Source organism: Bacillus sp. FSL P2-0099 (assembly GCF_038007445.1).
GTDB classification, from domain to species: Bacteria; Bacillota; Bacilli; order Bacillales; family Bacillaceae_G; genus Bacillus_A; species Bacillus_A mycoides.
Genome location: NZ_JBBOXE010000002.1, coordinates 210,299 through 228,068, shown reverse-complemented (window position 1 = coordinate 228,068; position 17,770 = coordinate 210,299). Strand labels below are relative to the sequence as shown.

At 32.1% G+C, this 17,770-nt stretch carries 14 protein-coding genes and 5 pseudogenes; 2 read left to right on the top strand and 17 right to left on the bottom strand.

Annotated features, from left to right (window positions below; all coding sequences use genetic code 11):
- Positions 1-170: 170 nt before the first annotated feature.
- Both tnpA and MKY90_RS28860 read left to right on the top strand, forming a co-directional pair.
- A complete protein-coding gene (tnpA, locus tag MKY90_RS28865) occupies positions 171-569 on the top strand; it encodes an IS200/IS605 family transposase (RefSeq protein ID WP_016093708.1) in 399 nt (132 codons plus the stop codon).
- Between the two features lie 11 nt (positions 570-580).
- Positions 581-1,693 (top strand): RNA-guided endonuclease TnpB family protein, encoded by a 1,113-nt coding sequence (locus MKY90_RS28860; protein WP_341093574.1) that lies wholly within the window; start codon positions 581-583, stop codon positions 1,691-1,693.
- 619 nt (positions 1,694-2,312) lie between these two features.
- On the opposite strand, the gene hfq is transcribed toward MKY90_RS28860, so the two are convergent.
- The 17 genes and pseudogenes from hfq to MKY90_RS28770 all read right to left on the bottom strand — a co-directional run.
- A complete protein-coding gene (gene hfq / locus MKY90_RS28855) occupies positions 2,313-2,501 on the bottom strand; it encodes an RNA chaperone Hfq (protein ID WP_341093572.1) in 189 nt (62 codons plus the stop codon).
- A 39-nt stretch (positions 2,502-2,540) separates the two neighbouring features.
- A complete protein-coding gene (locus MKY90_RS28850) occupies positions 2,541-2,864 on the bottom strand; it encodes a hypothetical protein (protein ID WP_002069661.1) in 324 nt (107 codons plus the stop codon).
- 248 nt (positions 2,865-3,112) lie between these two features.
- Positions 3,113-3,391 carry an AbrB/MazE/SpoVT family DNA-binding domain-containing protein gene (locus MKY90_RS28845; RefSeq protein ID WP_002069660.1) on the bottom strand — a complete coding sequence of 93 codons (279 nt, stop codon included), beginning with the start codon at positions 3,389-3,391 and terminating at the stop codon, positions 3,113-3,115.
- A 1,235-nt stretch (positions 3,392-4,626) separates the two neighbouring features.
- A complete protein-coding gene (locus tag MKY90_RS28835; RefSeq protein ID WP_098168514.1) occupies positions 4,627-5,370 on the bottom strand; it encodes a lipoprotein BA_5634 family protein in 744 nt (247 codons plus the stop codon).
- 23 nt (positions 5,371-5,393) lie between these two features.
- On the bottom strand, positions 5,394-7,364 hold the full coding sequence (locus MKY90_RS28830; protein ID WP_098168515.1) for an FtsX-like permease family protein: 1,971 nt from the start codon (positions 7,362-7,364) through the stop codon (positions 5,394-5,396).
- Positions 7,339-8,109: an ABC transporter ATP-binding protein gene (locus MKY90_RS28825; protein WP_033729084.1), complete on the bottom strand. Its 771-nt coding sequence runs from the start codon at positions 8,107-8,109 to the stop codon at positions 7,339-7,341. Before MKY90_RS28825 ends, MKY90_RS28830 begins: the two co-directional genes overlap by 26 nt.
- Before the next feature lie 143 nt (positions 8,110-8,252).
- A pseudogene (locus MKY90_RS28820) lies at positions 8,253-8,354 on the bottom strand (sensor histidine kinase); the annotation flags it as partial.
- Positions 8,350-9,351, bottom strand: coding sequence for a DUF418 domain-containing protein (locus MKY90_RS28815; protein WP_098168516.1), 1,002 nt, complete (start codon positions 9,349-9,351; stop codon positions 8,350-8,352). The pseudogene MKY90_RS28820 and the gene MKY90_RS28815, both read right to left, overlap by 5 nt.
- Positions 9,352-9,492: 141 nt before the next feature.
- Complete coding sequence (locus MKY90_RS28810) at positions 9,493-10,479, bottom strand: sensor histidine kinase (RefSeq protein ID WP_078179054.1); 987 nt, start codon at positions 10,477-10,479, stop codon at positions 9,493-9,495.
- Positions 10,476-11,183, bottom strand: a complete 708-nt coding sequence (locus MKY90_RS28805) for a response regulator transcription factor (protein ID WP_033729090.1) — start codon at positions 11,181-11,183, stop codon at positions 10,476-10,478. Before MKY90_RS28805 ends, MKY90_RS28810 begins: the two co-directional genes overlap by 4 nt.
- A 673-nt stretch (positions 11,184-11,856) precedes the next feature.
- Positions 11,857-13,287, bottom strand: a pseudogene (locus MKY90_RS28800) (IS4 family transposase).
- 118 nt (positions 13,288-13,405) lie between these two features.
- The gene (locus MKY90_RS28795) at positions 13,406-13,795 is read right to left on the bottom strand and encodes a DUF3021 domain-containing protein (protein ID WP_002139696.1); all 390 of its coding nucleotides are present in this window, start codon (positions 13,793-13,795) and stop codon (positions 13,406-13,408) included.
- Between the two features lie 23 nt (positions 13,796-13,818).
- Positions 13,819-14,337 carry a hypothetical protein gene (locus MKY90_RS28790; RefSeq protein WP_002139695.1) on the bottom strand — a complete coding sequence of 173 codons (519 nt, stop codon included), beginning with the start codon at positions 14,335-14,337 and terminating at the stop codon, positions 13,819-13,821.
- Between the two features lie 94 nt (positions 14,338-14,431).
- Positions 14,432-14,884, bottom strand: coding sequence for a LytTR family DNA-binding domain-containing protein (locus MKY90_RS28785; RefSeq protein WP_002139694.1), 453 nt, complete (start codon positions 14,882-14,884; stop codon positions 14,432-14,434).
- 438 nt (positions 14,885-15,322) lie between these two features.
- A pseudogene (locus MKY90_RS28780) lies at positions 15,323-15,485 on the bottom strand (DNA cytosine methyltransferase); the annotation flags it as partial.
- Positions 15,486-16,239: 754 nt separating this feature from the next.
- Positions 16,240-17,073: pseudogene (locus tag MKY90_RS28775) on the bottom strand (anthrax toxin lethal factor-related metalloendopeptidase); the annotation flags it as partial.
- 157 nt (positions 17,074-17,230) lie between these two features.
- Positions 17,231-17,584: pseudogene (locus MKY90_RS28770) on the bottom strand (IS4 family transposase); the annotation flags it as partial.
- Positions 17,585-17,770 lie beyond the last annotated feature (186 nt).

Here is a 17,770-nt window from a genome sequence, read left to right as displayed (position 1 = left end):
CCAGTACTTTTAACGAATTCCTCGAAAGAATTCTCCTTCCTCAAGCGCGTGAAGGGCGTAGCCCAGCGGTAGGTGGGTGATGAATTTCGGTTTGGCGTAGCCAAAAGGCTTTGCTTTTTATTTTGCCTCTGATATAATCAGTCTTATAAAGTATAAGGGTTGGTATATCAATGAAATTAGATAGCAATAATCATTCAGTGTTCTTATTGTATTATCATCTGGTGTTGGTCGTAAAATACAGAAGAAATGTGTTTGATGATGATATGTCAGATTATGCAAAAGACATGTTTATCAGGTTATCCGAGAATTACAACATAACACTGGTAGAGTGGCATTATGATGTTGACCATGTACATATCTTGTTCAAGGCACATCCGAATACAGAAATGACAAAATTCATTAATGCTTATAAAAGTGCAAGTTCTCGACTAATCAAGAGAGACTTTCCACAAGTGAAAAAGAAACTCTGGAAAGAAATGTTTTGGTCAAGAAGTTTTTGTTTACTAACTACTGGTGGTTCGCCAATAGACGTAGTAAAGGAATATATTGAAAATCAAGGTGAAAAGTGAGGTGAAATGATATGACAAAGCATAATAAAGCATATAAATTCCGTTTGTATCCAACAGAAGAACAAGCATATCTTATGCGTAAAACCTTCGGTTGTGTACGTTTCGTGTATAACAGAATGTTAGCTGAACGGAAAGAAGCGTACGAAAAATACAAAGATGATAAGGAACAACTAAAGAAACAAAAGCTTCCAACTCCTGCGAAATATAAAACAGAATTTGAGTGGTTAAAAGAAGTTGATTCATTAGCTTTGGCAAATGCTCAATTAAACTTGCAAACTGCCTATAAGAATTTTTTTAGTGGTCAAAATGACTTCCCAACATTCAAAAGTAAAAAAGACAGAAAGTCTTATACAACGAATGTAGTAAACGGAAATATTATGTTGCTTAATGGTCATATCAAATTGCCAAAACTGAAAATGGTACGTTTCAAACAGCATAGAGAAATACCACAAGACCATATTATCAAGTCATGTACGATTTCTATGACACCTACTGGTAAATACTATGTGTCCATCTTGACTGAATACGAAAAAGAGATTGTACAAAAAGAAGTAGAAACAGTTGTTGGATTAGACTTTGCGATGGATGGATTATATGTTAGTTCTGAGAGTGAGAAAGCCAATTATCCTAAGTTCTATCGTAAAATGTTAGACCGATTAGCAAAGGCACAACGAGTATTAGCAAGACGCAATAAAGGTTCTGAGCGTTGGAATAAACAACGTATTCGTGTAGCTAAGTTACATGAGAAGGTAGCTAACCAACGTAAGAATTTCCTTCATCATGAGTCTAAAGAGTTGGCTACTCATTTTGATGTTGTAGCTATTGAAGACCTAAACATGAAAGGAATGTCGCAAGCACTTCATTTTGGAAAAAGTGTCGCTGACAATAGTTGGGGAATGTTCACTTCTTTTTTAGCTTATAAACTATACGAACAAGGAAAACAACTTATGAAAATAGACAGATGGTTTCCTTCCACAAAAGCATGTAGTAGTTGTGGAAATGTGAAAAATATGACATTGTCTGAACGAGTATATTCTTGCATATGCGGTGTAAATCTCGATAGAGATTATAACGCAGCTATCAATATCAAAAATGAAGCAATACGCCTATTAGCGTTAGCATAAATAGCAATAAAATAACCTTTGGAACAAGGGAGTTAGCTCGGCTGTCTTAAGACGAATTCGTTAGCTATCAAAAGTAACGACTAACCGAGAAGCCCCCACTTCAAACAGTCCGTTAGGACGTTAAGTGGCGGGTAGTTCACAAGAACGTAATCCTAATTGGGGTCACCATATCATTTCGATAAATTTGTACGCTAAGAAATTTATAAAGGTTGTAGATGTTTAATAAACGTTTAAAAATATTTTATAACACATCTTTAAACATGATAATCCTTGACTATATAAGTAATGTCTTTAAAGGTATACTTCTATAAAAATTTTTGAGGGAAATGAATAAGTTGTGATAAACCTAATTAAATAAATGATTTGAAAGTAAACTAAACGGCTAAAAGTTTACTTTCATTTTTATTAAAAAAAGAACATGTAGAAATTACTACATGTTCTTTTTGAGTTGATGGTAATATTACAACTTGTTTATATTAGTTTGCTACTTTCATACTTTTGTAAAACTCGTTTTCACTATATGGTGCCCCTAATATCCTGTTTACATTTGTACATATTAACAGATTGGTATTGCATAGATCGTAAAATTTGCCTAGGTAGAGCTAAATACTTTATGGTATTACTTAATGATTGTAGAGATGGCTTGTCTGTATACCAGTTGTTGTTTACCATGAACCATCATTAAGACAGTAAATTTATCTGTTGCAAGGATCTGCCCACGTACTGGAACGCCATTCTTTAAAAATACAGTAACTTCCCCTTTTTTCTCTTTCAATTGTTCATACATATCTTCTTGTAAATTAAACATGAAATGCGCCCCCTGGTTTGTTTGTATTTACTTTTCTTCTCATACCTGCTGCTTTTCACTGTTGGATATATGTGATTCCCATTCACTTTCTATTTTTCTAAACCATTTTCCTATTTTGCTTAGATAATATCTTTTTACTTCACCATAAAGAATCCAAATTTCACGTTCCTGCATTTGAATCATCACTTCATGAAGAATCTCATCATGTTCATACTTTCTAGGTTTTCTATGATGTGTTTTTAAAAACTGTGTATATTCTCTACGTAACCAGTTAGAAATATGTTCTTTTTGTTTTCGCTTGAGATGTGACCATTTTTTATTTGTTTGAAGGATTTTTCCATTTACTTTTTTGTGGTTTTTCATCGAAACTCATCTCCTTTTACTAGCAAAACGAATATATAACTATCGTATCACATTTAAATTGAAATACTGCTTTAGGGACATATTTCGCAAGAAATCTATGCAAAATAAACAATACATGATCCATTTAGCGGATTAATTCAACATAAAAGTAAATGTAGACTATTTGTGTGGTGTTTTATCTTTTATTAATTATTACAGTACGTGAAATTATAATGTTAAACCTAAAAAAGCCCCTTGAAAGGAGCTTCTTATTTTACAAGGTATTGTTCTATTTCTTTTATTAATAATTCTGCACCTTCTGGACTTAATGCTATCTTACCATTTGCTAATGATATGTTACGATTTGACACTTCTTCTGTTAACGCACAAACACCACCAGGCTGATACCTCTGTAAAATAATGTCTTCACCTTCTACAAAGATCTCTAATGGTGATTTTTCTTTCATACCTAGCGTATTTCTAAGTTCCTTTGGAATTACCACACGCCCTAATTCATCTATTTTTCTAGTTACTCCGGTTGCTTTCATCTAATATCTTTCCCCATTTCATTATCAATTGTACCCAAGTTATTCTTTACTATTGTAACAAGCTTTTCCCATACATGAAAATTTATTTGCATTTACAAAAGAACAAGTAAAATAAATAGAGGATTTTTGGCACGATAACAAGATAAGTAATTGAAATGAAGCAGTTCGTCAGCTCGTAGAGAAAGCGTTAAGTCTTAAAGTAAGGGAATTGTGAGCTGTTCCTCACCTCTTTGTACTATATCTAATGTTTATAATAGTGAGTTCTTGAATTACTCGTCTAATTTAATGGTTCTTGTTAGCATAATCATAATGAAAAGAATGTAAAAAACGATTCTTTTGATGTTAAAAAGAATCGACTTCTAATTTTTCGAATAAAATGTTCCCCGCAGTTTTATCACTATAATGAATATTCGTCTCCGCAATTTCCCCCAAGAGTCATACCGGTATCCACTTGATTCTCTGTAATTGGTGAACACTTGACTAAATCATATTTTGTATAAGTGAAAATATCGCCTAATTTGTCAATTGGATATTGTAGTAACAATGCCCCTGCAATCAGAGCCTTAAAGGTAGATGCGTAAACAAACCGTTCGTTAGGTGATCGATAGGTAACTGCCCAGTTTGTACCAGCGTCGATTGGATAGACACTCAGTCAAGCGTCAAACTTTTCTCAAGTTGCGTGAATGCTCAATGAGGCGCATGATTTGCATATTTATTTTTCTCTACTTTTTCTTTTGCTTCCATCTAAAATGGTTCACCTTTAAAAAGTTTTACACTTGCAAGACTTAAACTTAATACTCCAACACACATCCCTATTTTTAACATCCTTGTACTTTTCAAGATAATCAGTCCTTTCGTGTTTTGCAGTACTTAAAATAGATGTCAAACCTGACTCAATGTATCAAGTTTGGGCACTAAGTTTTTAGGATTACATTTAATAGACAATTTAAGTAATAAATTTGTTCCACTTTGATATGAGGAAAAAATTTGAGTTTGTATAGTAACAGAACCGAAACGTTAATAGGGGTACAACAACGAGAAATGGAATTTTATAGAAAATCCAATCTTAGCTTGATAGACATGTAATACCATCAGCGTTTTAGAACATTATCATGCTAAGCAAAAAAACCTCACTTTTCATCTTTTTTCAGATAAGAAGTGAGATTTTTCGTTTTGGTGTATTTATTTTTCTTAACTTGATGGTGACCAGTTTTTACCCATATAGACGTAATTTTTTACTTTTCTGTAATATTTACAAAATTGACGGCTCTCATTTCCTTATTTCCCAAAACCGTATTTACTTTATCTATTTCATTTGTTAATTCTGGTGCTTTCCCTTTATTGACTAAATTAAGATTCCCAAAAGATTTATTAAAAGATAGAATCTGTCTAGTTTTTTCTTTCCCATTTATTTCTTTAAATAATGTATCATCTACAATTAATAGGATTTCTTTGGATCCACCACGATATGGAGATAGCCATACATCCCCTTTATATTGAACATTCATTTTTTTCTCATCAAATGGTAGTTCTTTCAAGTCTTTATATTCTTTATTTGCAAATATGATAGTTTCATCTTTTTCTATTTTTGGTAACGAATCAAGAGGGACTGAAGATAGGAGCCCCTCGTTATTATCCCTTTCACGAATAAGTCCCTTTTTATTCATTTTTTCAGCAGTTGTTCTACTAATAAATAGTAAATTACTAGTAGCAGTATCCATAGAATCCCCAAATTTAGTCGGTAGCTTTATGTCAAGCTTATTATTATCTATAGTCCCTTCTTTTAATTGATATAGGTCTTGTGAGGTTGTTATATCTTTGTATGAGTCAATTATAGAGTTTCTTGTTTGTTCGTTTATCGTTCCTACTTCTATTGAAATTCCATTTGCTGGAGAGTCTTTTGTACCAAATAATGAACATGCTCCTAACATGGTAATCGAAATACTAGCTACTATTAATAATCCAATTCTTTTTTTCATCCTATATTCTCCTTCTTTTTAAATTAAAAAATTGTTTTATACATTTTTTTCAAATATTGAGCACGAACAAAGTAAAAGTATATAATTTGCATAACTAAGAAACAAATCAATACCATAACGGAACTACCCAAGACTGAAAAATTGGCTAACTTTTGTAAGGCCATAAAAGCAACTGTACTATGTGTAATCGCTATTGCAATTGGTAAAAAGAATAACAATGCAAGTTGATGTGACACAATTTTCTTTAATTCAGGTTTACTTAAACCAACTTTTGCTATCATTTTATATTGCTGCTGATTTCGTTCTAAGTCTGTATATAATCGGAAATATAAAAAGCTTGCAGCAAAAGTAAAGAAAACAATACCTATTAATACACTCATGATAGATGCAAGTCCAAAACCTTGTTTCATCACTATCCATGTAAAAATTAAAGACGAAAATGTATATTGTTCGTTGTATACTTCAAGTTCACTAATACCCTGATTATCTTTCTGTAAAGTAGTCACGATTTTTTCAGCAACCTTTTTTGTTTGATCCCAATTTTTCACAATAAAACCATTGATAGTAAATTGCCCATATTGATTCTCTGGGTTTACAATCATTTGATTATATAAAACGTCTGGTACAATAATTATCGTGACGGTTGTATCTTGTAGTTCTTTCGGAGTTAGTATTTTATCTACATGCATATCTTTTTTTATATTTTCATGCAACAATTGAAAGTCATTTTGATTAGATTTTGTATTAGCGACTTTTTTTGAAGGAATGACAAAACTACTATTTTGATCTTTTAAGCTTTCTTTTTCAAAATCAAATGACTCTGCTAACCTATTGTAATCACTTATTTTTATAACGCTTAATAATACATTACTGTTATAAAGGGTATCTGGAATTTGTTTTATTGAATAAGCTACTTGTTTGAATTTAAACCCACCATTATTGAGTTCGCTTTCTATTTTTTTTAGATGCTCTTTTTCTAAAGGATTATTATTATAAGACTTATAAGAAAATGCGAAGGGACTATTTGATTCAGCCATGGATGAGTTACCTAATCCCATACAAGTTCCCACTGCAGTGAAGGCAACGGCAGATATAATAGTGACCATAAAAAACATTTTTGCATTATCTTTTAATTGATACACTAAATCTGAAATGGTGAGTATGTTTGTTTTCTTAAAGAAAATATTTTCCCTTTTCTTTAATACACGTAACACATACACACTGAGCTGTGTAAATAAGAAGTACGTTCCAAGTACAACAAAGCTCACCCCTGTCGCCATCATGAATAATACATATTTCATATCCTTGTAATGAATTGCGTGAACACTATGGAAAACAGCCGTATATCCTAATCCAATACAAATAAGTGCGAATAAAGATAGCCCAAATGATGCTTTTGGTTCAGGCTTTGGCTTTTCTTCTGCTTTTATCAATTCTACTAATTGCTCTACATTTACTAGTCGAGAAGTGAAAAGTGAAATAAATAAAAACAGTAATAAGAATGCTCCAAATGTTATCCCAATTGCTTTAAATGGCATGTAAAATGGGAGTCCTTTATCAATCATTAGCAGATTGTTGCTCATAATTAAGATAAACTTAGAGAACGCCATTCCAATTGTAATTCCTGTTAAAATAGAAGCGATTCCAATTATTATATTTTCAATAAATACTAATTTATTCAACTGTGAACGTGACATCCCATGTAGCATTAGAATTCCAAAATCTTTTTTTCTTGTTTTTAAAAATGCACTTACAGAATATAGGATAAAGAAGAATGAGAAGAAAAATATTAACCCCTGCGATATCTGTAATCCTGATTTTGCAAATGTATTGATTGTTACACTGGCAGCAAGATCGCCTTGTAAATTAGGATGAAATGCAAGTAATGCATACGTAAAGAAAATCATAATGGCAAACGTACTACTTAAAAAATGAGCCAAATATGTTCGTTTACTTCGAATGACGTTATTAAATGCGAATTGTCGAAAAGTCATGTGCATTTCCTCCTAATAATGCTAAAACCTCTAGAATTTTTTGATAGAATACTTTGCGATTATCTCCACAATAAATCTCATTGTATAACTGTCCATCTTTGATAAACACAATTCGATCACAATAACTTGCAGCCATTGCATCATGTGTCACTAACATCATCGTTGTGCTATTTTCTTTATTAAGCGTTGTCAATAATTCCATCACATCACTAGCAGATTTTGAATCCAGATTTCCTGTAGGCTCATCCGCAAGTAATAATTTCGGATTATGAATAGTAGCTCGTGCGATTGCTGTTCTTTGTGCCTGCCCACCAGAAATTTCATACGTACGTTTATCTAATATTTCAGTTATCCCCAGTTTTTCAGCAATAGCTTCCACTTTCCCTTCCATTTCTCTAGGGCTTACACCATCAAGCGTAAGTGGAAGAACAATATTTTCTTTCACTGTCAATGTATTAAGGAGATTAAATGATTGAAAAACAAACCCTAATTCACGTCTTCGAAATAAAGACAACTGATCTGGAGATAACAGATATGGATTTTCTCCATGAATTAATACTTCTCCTGATGTTGGAGCATCTATAGTAGAAACCATATTTAATAGCGTTGTTTTACCACTCCCAGATGGTCCCATAATTCCTACAAATTCACCTTTGTTTATTTTTAAATCAATATGGGATAATGCTGTATAAGAAATTTTCCCAGGATAAACTTTCCCTAAATCTGAAACATGTAGTATCTCCACAAGTATTTCACCCTCCATTTCTCTTTTCTATACATGAAGTGTAGCCTATATATAGTATGTCTCATATCGATTTCCCTAACATTTATCTAACAAGTTTGTAAGATTCAAAAGAAAAAACCGATGAAAAGTTTACCTTTCATCGGTTAACGAGATGCATATGGGAATACGATTTTAACTTGTGTTCCCTTACCTACCTCAGATTCTAGCTCAATCTTAAGATTTAATTTTTCACATACTTCTTTAACAGGTTTTGTTTTCTTTAAAGTTAGAATCTTTCTCGAATTGATCTACAATTCTAACTTTCTTCCAATATATCCCCATACGCCATATCCATTCTAAAGGTCCCATTCTGAAGTACTTTAACCATATGTTACTATAAATAATTTGTATAACAATAATGGATAGACCGATACCTAAATAGGTTAAGAATGAGAACTTTTCATTTTCTAAATAGTCAAAAACAATCGATGTGTGCACAATAAAGTTTGACATAGACATTCGGCCAAATGCGATTAAACATGAGAACATACTTCTTACCATGGGAATCATACTTAAAATGGTAAAGCCAACAATATAAAATAGGGGCAGTACGAAAGAACTAAAATTATTCATCCAGCCAAAAGAGTAGTATGTTAAAAAGAATAGGAGGACTAAACCTGTTACAAGTAATACCTTACATCTTTGTAGGTGATTGAAAAAAGATACCTGTCCTAAAAATATCCCTAAAATAACCATTGAAAGCCCGCTAAACATGCTTACTAAAGATACAATTTGATTATTAGTTGATTCACCTTCAATTAAAACCATGTCACGTGTGAACCAAATCAATATTGCAATAGCGATAAAAACGACAATGTTAATCATCGGTGGTATATACTGAAATACAAATCCTATTAGCCCATAAATTGCATACATAATAAATAATCCACCGGCAGGGACCCCTACAAATGTACATGTAACACCAATTAATAACAGGATACTAAAACGCCGGATATATATTAAATTTGCCCTTTCACCCCTCTTCTTTAAATTTGACATTAATAATGCAGAAGATAAGCCTAGAAGGAACATAAATATATAAATAAATTTGGATACCATGAAAGTGTAAATGAAAGAGCTAAAATAAGGATGGGCATCAGTGCTCACCATACTCGTATTTTGAAATATATTTGTAAAAGTAATGCCTATAAGCGCAAATCCCCGTAAATAATCAACTATTTCAATACGTTGCTTTTGTATCATAATTCCTTTCTCCTTTCAGTTTTGATTCTACATACAATGTACATATTGCATAGGATTTTTCCTATCGATTTCCCTAACATTTATCTAACAAGTTTGTAAGATTCAAAAGAAAAAACCGATGAATAATCTTTCTTTCATCGGTTAACGAGAGGCATACGGGAATACGATTCTAACTTTCGTTCCCTTACCTACCTCAGATTCTAGCTCAATCTTATGATTTAATTTTTCACATACTTCTTTAACAAGATATAATCCCATTCCCGTAGACTCTTTAAATTTCCTACCATTTTCTCCAGTATAAAATGGATGGAAAACACGTGGTAAATCAGCAGTAGGAATACCAACTCCATAATCCCTTACTTCTAAAATAACTGCGCGTCCCTTTGAATACGCTGATATTATTACTTTCTCTTTCTTACTTGATGAATATTTTATTGCGTTTGACAGCACTTGATTGAGTATAAATCGAAACCATTTCTTATCTGTTTCTACAGTAAGGAGCGAACCCACTTTTACTTCTGGATACACATAACTACGTATAAACAGACGCTTATTTTCATGAATAACAGAATCAATCATTTCTAATAATGGTACTCTATCTACATGAAAATCCTGTTCAAATGTTTCCAATCGGGCAGCATATAACACCATCTCTAATCCTTTTTTGATTCGTTCTGTTTCTTCGTTAATACTGTCAAATCGAGGATCTTCGGCATCTTGTGTAATTAATTCGATGACAGAAAGAGGTGTTTTCATTTGATGAACCCATTGATTCATAAAAATCATTTGTTCTTGTTGTTTTCGTTCCCATTTTTTTAATTGGTTCTGATAATATTGATATTGGGTTTGTAATAATTTATCTAGGGCCATTGATAATGGAGTCAAATCGCTATCCTGGATTGACTCATTTAGCGTTTCCATCGGTGTTGATAGACGCTTGTAGAATGAACGATGACTATAATAACGATATATTAAATAACCTATTAATAAAAAAATGCCCAAAAATACTGAATATAATGCAGTCAAAATATGTGGATACCCATCAAACCAATATATAAAAAGGATAATAAGCAATTGGCCGAATGTATAACAAATAAGTGGGATATGTTCTCGTAAGAATAATTTCATTTATCCTTTCCTTCCTTCTCCCAAATAACATGCAGTCGATATCCTGCACCACGAACTGTTTCGAGGGCATTTTCGATACCTAATTCTTGTAACTTCTTTCTAATTCTACCTATATTTACACTCAATGTATTCTCATCTATATACGAACTATCCCACAATTGTTCTAAAATTACTTCGCGTTTTACAAGAAGTGGAGATTTTGTTATCAATATTTCTAATAAAATTGTTTCTTTTTTGGTAAGCAAAACTGTCTTATCATCTAGTTGAAGCTCCATCCTTTCTGGAAACAGGAGTAATCCTGTTTCCTCAACTATTCGTTCTTTTACTTTTGGAGCATACTCACCGTATGCTCTTCTGAGTTGACTACGGATTTTAGACATTACAACTTCATAATAAAAAGGTTTCGTAATGTAGTCATCACCACCATTTTCTAAAGCCATAACCTGATCCATCTCTCCACTCCTTGCAGATAGAAATATAATTGGACAAGTAGAAATAGCTCGTATTTGGCGGCACCAATAATAACCGTCAAAATTAGGCAGATTTACATCTAATAGCACTAAATCTGGTTTAATCTTTTGAAATGTAGCTAAGATATTTTCAAAATCCTCTATAATAACACTTTGATATCCGTATTTTTTAATATGAGTTCCCAGTAATTCAGCGATTTTTATATCATCTTCTACAATCATGATTGTATTCATATCGTACTCTCCTCTAATTTAAGTGTGATTTTTAAAGTTTGTTTGGCTTTTTATATTTAGTTTTTAAGTTAATTTATTTAAAAGAAATAATATCTTACATACGCCCTAAAATGCAATTAATATCAAATAAAGCTTATATCTGTTGTTTTTTTATTAATAAAAATTTTAACAGTAAATGGGTTGGGATTTTTCAGAATATAGATAAGTTTTATTAATAAAATGAATTGATGTTAGTAAGGGTATTTGAATAGGTAAGAACTCAATATATTCATTAATATTTTTTATCCAATTTACTTTTCTGACTTTTAATTAACATATATTACTGTACTATGTGTCCAGAAAATTGTCGTTTATGGAGCTCTATTTATTTCTACTAAATTAGAATGAAATACGATTAAAAATCAGTTCCAAAACTCATTACCAAAAACAAAGTACCATAACAAACATGAAATATCGTTTATAGAACTTCCTTAACGTACGGTAAAACCAAGTTTTTTAAATAAAAAATTCCTTAGCGTACGAAATTCGCGAAATGTTGGCGGGACCCCATGTCCATCAAGCTAAGATTAAGTAAAAGTCCGTCAACTAGATTTTTTCTATTTTCTAAAGAGTTGATATCAGCTTTCTAAAAATCTGCATACCAAATAAACCCTAACGGGTTTCATTTTTTTAATTAAGCTCCATGATTGTGAGTAACGAAATAATTGTACACGGCACCCAATATATCAAAGACTGTTTTCTTCTCATATCGATGAGACTTCCGTCCATTTTTATGCAAGAGATTGAACAAACGAAGGAAGGTCTTTGATAGTTCCTGGGTGTTTTGTTGTAGAGATTGATATATAAGTAGGTAGTAATCTTTAATGATATAGACCGCTTTATATTCACTTAATTCTCGTTTCTTTTTGCCGAGGAGTAAGTGACGCATTTGAAACATAGTGGAGGAACAAAGAAGGATATTAATTAATTGCCCATATAAATGACACTCTAGCCGTTCTAATTTTACAGAATTACAATGATGAATACGAAAAAATGATTTCCATGTTTTAAATATCAATTCAATTTGCCATCGTAAGGAGTAAAAATCGTATACTTGTTCCTTCGGTAGATATTCCGAAGGGATATTCGTAATGTAAAAGTTTATTGCACTAAGTCGCTTACTGCGTTCTTTATAGGTGATTTGTTTCTTATGTTCTTTAGATGCTAAATCTTTTTGCCTACGTTTCATTTGTGTTTCAGTTAATTTATATAAGATAAGTCTTGCAGGAAGTTTTTGATACATTCCGATATAAATCTCAGGAATCTCATATGTTTCACCAGACTGTAATTGGTCAATAAATTGCTCCATATCTAGTTGAATGTACTCAGAATGCTTTTTTATTGTTCCATTGTGAAAGTATTCAGGGTCCCTATTCTTTTGATATATACGAGTATTGAGCTTTAATCGTGAAATAAAATAAGCATCACACTCGCTTATAATATGTAGATCTTTTAAGTCGAAGTATCCTAAATCACGTATACATACATCGTGTGGTTGAAGAGACGTTAGGCAAGTGGATCCGTACGTTTTATCATTGTGTTTTCCCGATCCTACATGAACATGTAGAAACTGACCACTTAGTAAATCGTACTCTAATTGAATTTTCACACCAGCACTTTGACCACTACCTCCTGAACCTTGATATGTAGAGGCAAATTAATCTGGAACCTGAAAATGTGTAGAATCCAATACACGAATCCGACGAAAATAGTTTGTATACGATGTTGGAATTTGGCTAGATAAACAAAATTGTTGATGGAGTAAAGAGGCTAATATTTGTTGTAACAACTGTACAGCTTGGGAATTAAAGCGTTGATTGAGTCCTTCTGGACTCATAGAAATACCTGTGTTAACTTCTAATCGGCTACATAGTTGTGTCAATGAAGTATTTGCTATGTTTTCGCTTAACCAAACACATAAAGCTACTAAATCTTGTGCACGATATTTACTTTTTCGCTGAACAAACCCTATATCTCTAGCTAATTTCTCTAGAGCATGCGGTGACATATATCGTTGCAACTCTTTAGAAAATAATTCTAGTTCATCAAAAATCGATAAGTTCATATCAAAAACGCCATCCTTTCCTATGATTCTACAGAAAGAATAGCGTATTTTTAAATTTTAGGGAAATTTTGTTTTGCTAACTTAATATCGATGCAGCAGCCCCCTATAGAAGGACACTTTAAATGTTCTTCTTATTTTTTAGTAACATATTTAATTCTTTAGCATCTTTTTTTGTGTTTAAAAATGATATTAACCAAGAAAATGCATATATCAAAACTATACTTTCAAGAAAATCAGCAGTTGGGAATATTTCTATCCAATGGTTATATGTAGATATAAGAAAGACAACTATAATCATCATGAGAAAATGGATTACTAAGGCGAACAAATAGCTGATTCTTTCAATATCAAAAATGAATGTGAAAATGCCTGCGCAAGCTGAGATTATAAGAACACTTATAATCTCAGCCTGTGTAATAGATATATTATTGTTTCTGGATAGTAAAACTATCATATATATAAATGAACCAGTTCCTAAACCTGTATACAGTCGATTTTTTAATTTCAATAAAGTCTTTCCCTTCGTATTTTTTATGATTTTAAGATAAGATTATTTAATTTTGATTGTATATAAAATGTGTAGAAGATTCCTCCAAAAAATAAACCTACAGATAGTCCGCTTATGGCAGAATAAATTATATTAAACGAAATATTATTATAAAATGATGCAGAAATTCCTAAAGTTACATTTAAGAGATATTTTACAAAGAAATTAATCAAGATAATTATTAATGGAAGATAGCATTTCTTCCTGAAAGTAACCGTCTCTTGCTTGAAAAAAATTTGATATTTTGCATATAACAAATATCCAATTAAAATGCCTGGAAGAATGAAAATCGTATAGCTTGTTAAACAATATCCTAAGTAAGAAAAATTAGTGATAATTTTATCCAAACCCCATATCATAAAAATCATGGGAACAAGGAACATTTTAGATAAATTAATTGGTCTTTCTTGAGAAATAGCAATACCTCTTTTTATTAAAATGAATAATAATATCCATACCCATAATGGAGTTCTTATAAATACTTCTTTAATCATAGTATACATTGTATATCCTCCTTTGTTTTTATTAATATTTACATCAAAGGAGATATAAAGAAATACTTTTAAACATAAGTGGTAAAAATCAATACATAAGTGGTTATTTGGAATGTTTTTTTAGCTGGTTTTTTAATGAAGAAACATATTTTCTTGACACAATTACTTTTTCCCCGTTTGAAAGTAGTGCTTCTAGATTTCCGTTTGCTTTAACGGAGAATTTGTTTAAAAAATGAATGTTGATAATTATAGTTTTTGAAATTCTAATGAAGTTATCTGGAAGTTCATGTTGTAATTTATATAAAGGACTTTTTATCTCGAATATATTTTCTTTTGTATAAACAAATATTTTCCTTTCAAGATATTCCAAATAAATAATAGTTGAACAAGAAATTTTTTCTTGTTCACTTTTGTGAGTAGAATTTACTATTAAATAGTTATCAGAACTATTCTCTAGTGTTGATACCATATCTAGAATAAAAGATGTTACTTTGTGAATGTAAAAGGTACAAGATTCTTCTTTAAGGTTTTCAATAATTTTAATGTTTGCTTTCATTTGCTACCCTATTTCCCTTTCTTTAAAATAGATTTTAATGTTAGTTTGAAACAAAGTTTAATCAAAGTCAAAATAGTATTTTATATGAATATTATTAAAAAATCTATCAACATATTTCATCGCATCTTTTTTATAAACATCGTAACATTATTTTTAAAACACAACCTGCCATATTGCCATCAATTTAAGAAATGTATTCTTCTCTAAAATGAAAAATCGAGCTGAGCTCCTATGGACAACTATGAAAGGATGAAATTTTCGTTTTGGGGATACTTCAGAAGTTTAGGTTGATGGGTATGTGGCGGGACCCTATCACCATCAAGTTAATTAATTTATTGCTCCATAAAATTTTCTTTATGGAGTTACTTTGAAATCCTAGGTCGATGGGCATTTGTTTTTCTTAGCTTGATAGCGGTGTGGTAGGATCCCTTGTTAATCAGCCTGATTACAAGCAGTATCTAATGTCTGAGCAACACCTTTCCCTCCTCTTCCCCTTCTAGTTTTACTCCCTGGAACAGAATAATTAACACTATCCCCCACTTCAGCTACTGCATATCCTTTTTTTTGTAGCTTCTTTAATATGGATTTTATAGCTTTTCATCATTTACACTCTCCATTTAATTCATTTCTAATTAAGCTGCCTTTTTATTAGGAAGTAAAACCCTGGGATCATCTTTTCATGTAATCGTAGGGGATATCCCCATAGGATTACACATCTCTCCACCCCTTCTCCAACCACTAGAATTAATATTTCCTATTATTTAAATACGATTTTGTCCAATTTTTCTTCTGATAGGAAATACTTTTCTTGTACATTTTTTTCGAGAATGTCTAATAATAGCATCCTTTAACGAATTCCCCGAAAGAATTCTCCTTCCTCAAGCGTGTGAAGGGCGTAGCCCAACGGTAAGTGGGAGATGAATTTCGGTTTGGCATAGCCAAAAACTTTTGATAAACTAGCTATATGAAGTTCTTTGATAACTTGATATATGAGGTTGCAGGAAGAAAATAGAGTGCGAAAAACAAGCCATTCGGTTCCTGCGTAAAATATCAACCGTACCAAAAGAGCGTCCAAGCGTTGGACATCTAGGGATGGAACACCCCGAAGTAACGCTCAGGGAGACGAAAGGTTGCTTTCATCGTGGAACTGAGAAACTCCCACTTCAAGCCTTGCTAAGTGGCGAGTGTTCACAGGAATAACTTATTGCCACACAACAGTTCCCTAGTCTATCCTTCAATTCAGATGTTCTTTTCCTTTTTAGTATAAAAATACCCCCTTTAGATAACCACCTAAAGGGGTAGAGCATCGTATCTTTTTTATAAACATCGCGACTTTATTTTAAAGCCATAGTTAACTCTGCCTTCTTGTTATAATCTACTTTTGCGAATTCTCGATCACTATATCCTTTTAAAGACCAAGCAAATTGATTTCCGTCTAATAGTTCATTAATAGGTTCTGTTGAATTGGAATCCCCTTGAACAGTTTTAATTAATAAATCTATGCATCTATAAGTCAATGGAGCCTTATCTTTTAGCTCTTGCTTAGATGATTCGCTAAAATAATAATATGTAAAACATTCCGCAAAATATTCTTCCTTATTTTCGTAATATTTATCCGGGAAAACTTTCTGTCTCTCTTGACTGAAAGGAACATCAAACAAATCAGTATGACTTATATTAAAAAAAACCACTCGATCAATTGCATGCGCTATTTCATGAAGTTCTAAATTAATGGAACCATGCCCCTTTCCTCTTTCACTAAAACCTATTCTAGCCATTACAGGTTTTCCACCAATATCAGATCCCACACCTGGTACATCATCCCAGGTCAATTGTTTTCCTTCGGCATTGGTTTGCCCTTCCCATCCTCGTGGAATTAATCCTTTTAGGTCCCTGTATTCGTCAGACTCAGTGATAGGATAATTAACAAGTTTTACATATGTTCCGTCTGCCACTAATTTATCAAGTATGCCGCTTTTTATTTTTTTTATTCTATCAACCATATGTTGTGCCTCTTGATATTCTTCCACATTATTTCCTCTTATATCAATATGAATAAGCCTTTCATTTTTAGTCTGTTGTTCTTTTATAAACTCAAGGTTGTTTAAAGTTTCGGCTGCAAGGGGATGGTTTGTAAGGGAAATAGACAGAATAAATATCAATAATATCAAAATTGTATTTTTTTTCATATAAATCCTCCCGTTATATGATTTTTAATAACCCTTTGATTAAATAGGGATATTTCAAAAACAAAATTGATAGTGATTGAAGAAATAAGCATTCCTTTTAAAAGCCTCATTTCATGATTCCAATAATTCTGGGTTAATTTTATTTTCCATACTGGCTTGCCTTTTTATATTGTATGTATTGAAGGTCTTTTAAATGAAAACAACCTAAATCTCGGATACATAAATCATTTGCTGTTACAGTTGGGACACACAGAGAGCCGTAAGTGCGATCATGTTGTTTACCTGGACCTGTATGAATATGTAGGAACTGTCCACCTGGATAAACCGATGAAAATACATCTGGGAGTTGAAATGCAGTTGAATCTAAAATACGAGTTTGCTTGAAAACAGAAGTGTATGGAGAAGAAATCGGCATAGATGCGGCCAATTTTTTGCTTAGTAGTTCTGCTAGTAGGGGGTGTAAAAGTAGGACGGCCGCCTTATTAAACCGTTGATTCAGTCCCTCAGGACTTGATGAGTGCTTCGATTGATGCGACTTACTTTAAAAACGGACTCAAGTTCATTTAGTGAATAATTACCATCCTCCCATTCTTTCAATATGTTAAATTTATCCTCCGCAGAGTAAACTTTTTTAGACATTAACAAAACTCTCCTTCAAGCAAACAGATTTTTATTTTTTATCTGTCTACCTAAAGGA

What these genes read in the sequence shown, in the direction of transcription:
- tnpA (WP_016093708.1), top strand. Translation starts at nt 171, where the DNA reads ATGAAATTAGATAGCAATAATCATTCAGTGTTCTTATTGTATTATCAT.
- MKY90_RS28860 (WP_341093574.1), top strand. Translation starts at nt 581, where the DNA reads ATGACAAAGCATAATAAAGCATATAAATTCCGTTTGTATCCAACAGAA.
- hfq (WP_341093572.1), bottom strand. Translation starts at nt 2,501, where the DNA reads ATGTTTAATTTACAAGAAGATATGTATGAACAATTGAAAGAGAAAAAA.
- MKY90_RS28850 (WP_002069661.1), bottom strand. Translation starts at nt 2,864, where the DNA reads ATGAAAAACCACAAAAAAGTAAATGGAAAAATCCTTCAAACAAATAAA.
- MKY90_RS28845 (WP_002069660.1), bottom strand. Translation starts at nt 3,391, where the DNA reads ATGAAAGCAACCGGAGTAACTAGAAAAATAGATGAATTAGGGCGTGTG.
- MKY90_RS28835 (WP_098168514.1), bottom strand. Translation starts at nt 5,370, where the DNA reads ATGAAAAAAAGAATTGGATTATTAATAGTAGCTAGTATTTCGATTACC.
- MKY90_RS28830 (WP_098168515.1), bottom strand. Translation starts at nt 7,364, where the DNA reads ATGACTTTTCGACAATTCGCATTTAATAACGTCATTCGAAGTAAACGA.
- MKY90_RS28815 (WP_098168516.1), bottom strand. Translation starts at nt 9,351, where the DNA reads ATGATACAAAAGCAACGTATTGAAATAGTTGATTATTTACGGGGATTT.
- MKY90_RS28810 (WP_078179054.1), bottom strand. Translation starts at nt 10,479, where the DNA reads ATGAAATTATTCTTACGAGAACATATCCCACTTATTTGTTATACATTC.
- MKY90_RS28805 (WP_033729090.1), bottom strand. Translation starts at nt 11,183, where the DNA reads ATGAATACAATCATGATTGTAGAAGATGATATAAAAATCGCTGAATTA.
- MKY90_RS28790 (WP_002139695.1), bottom strand. Translation starts at nt 14,337, where the DNA reads ATGTATACTATGATTAAAGAAGTATTTATAAGAACTCCATTATGGGTA.
- MKY90_RS28785 (WP_002139694.1), bottom strand. Translation starts at nt 14,884, where the DNA reads ATGAAAGCAAACATTAAAATTATTGAAAACCTTAAAGAAGAATCTTGT.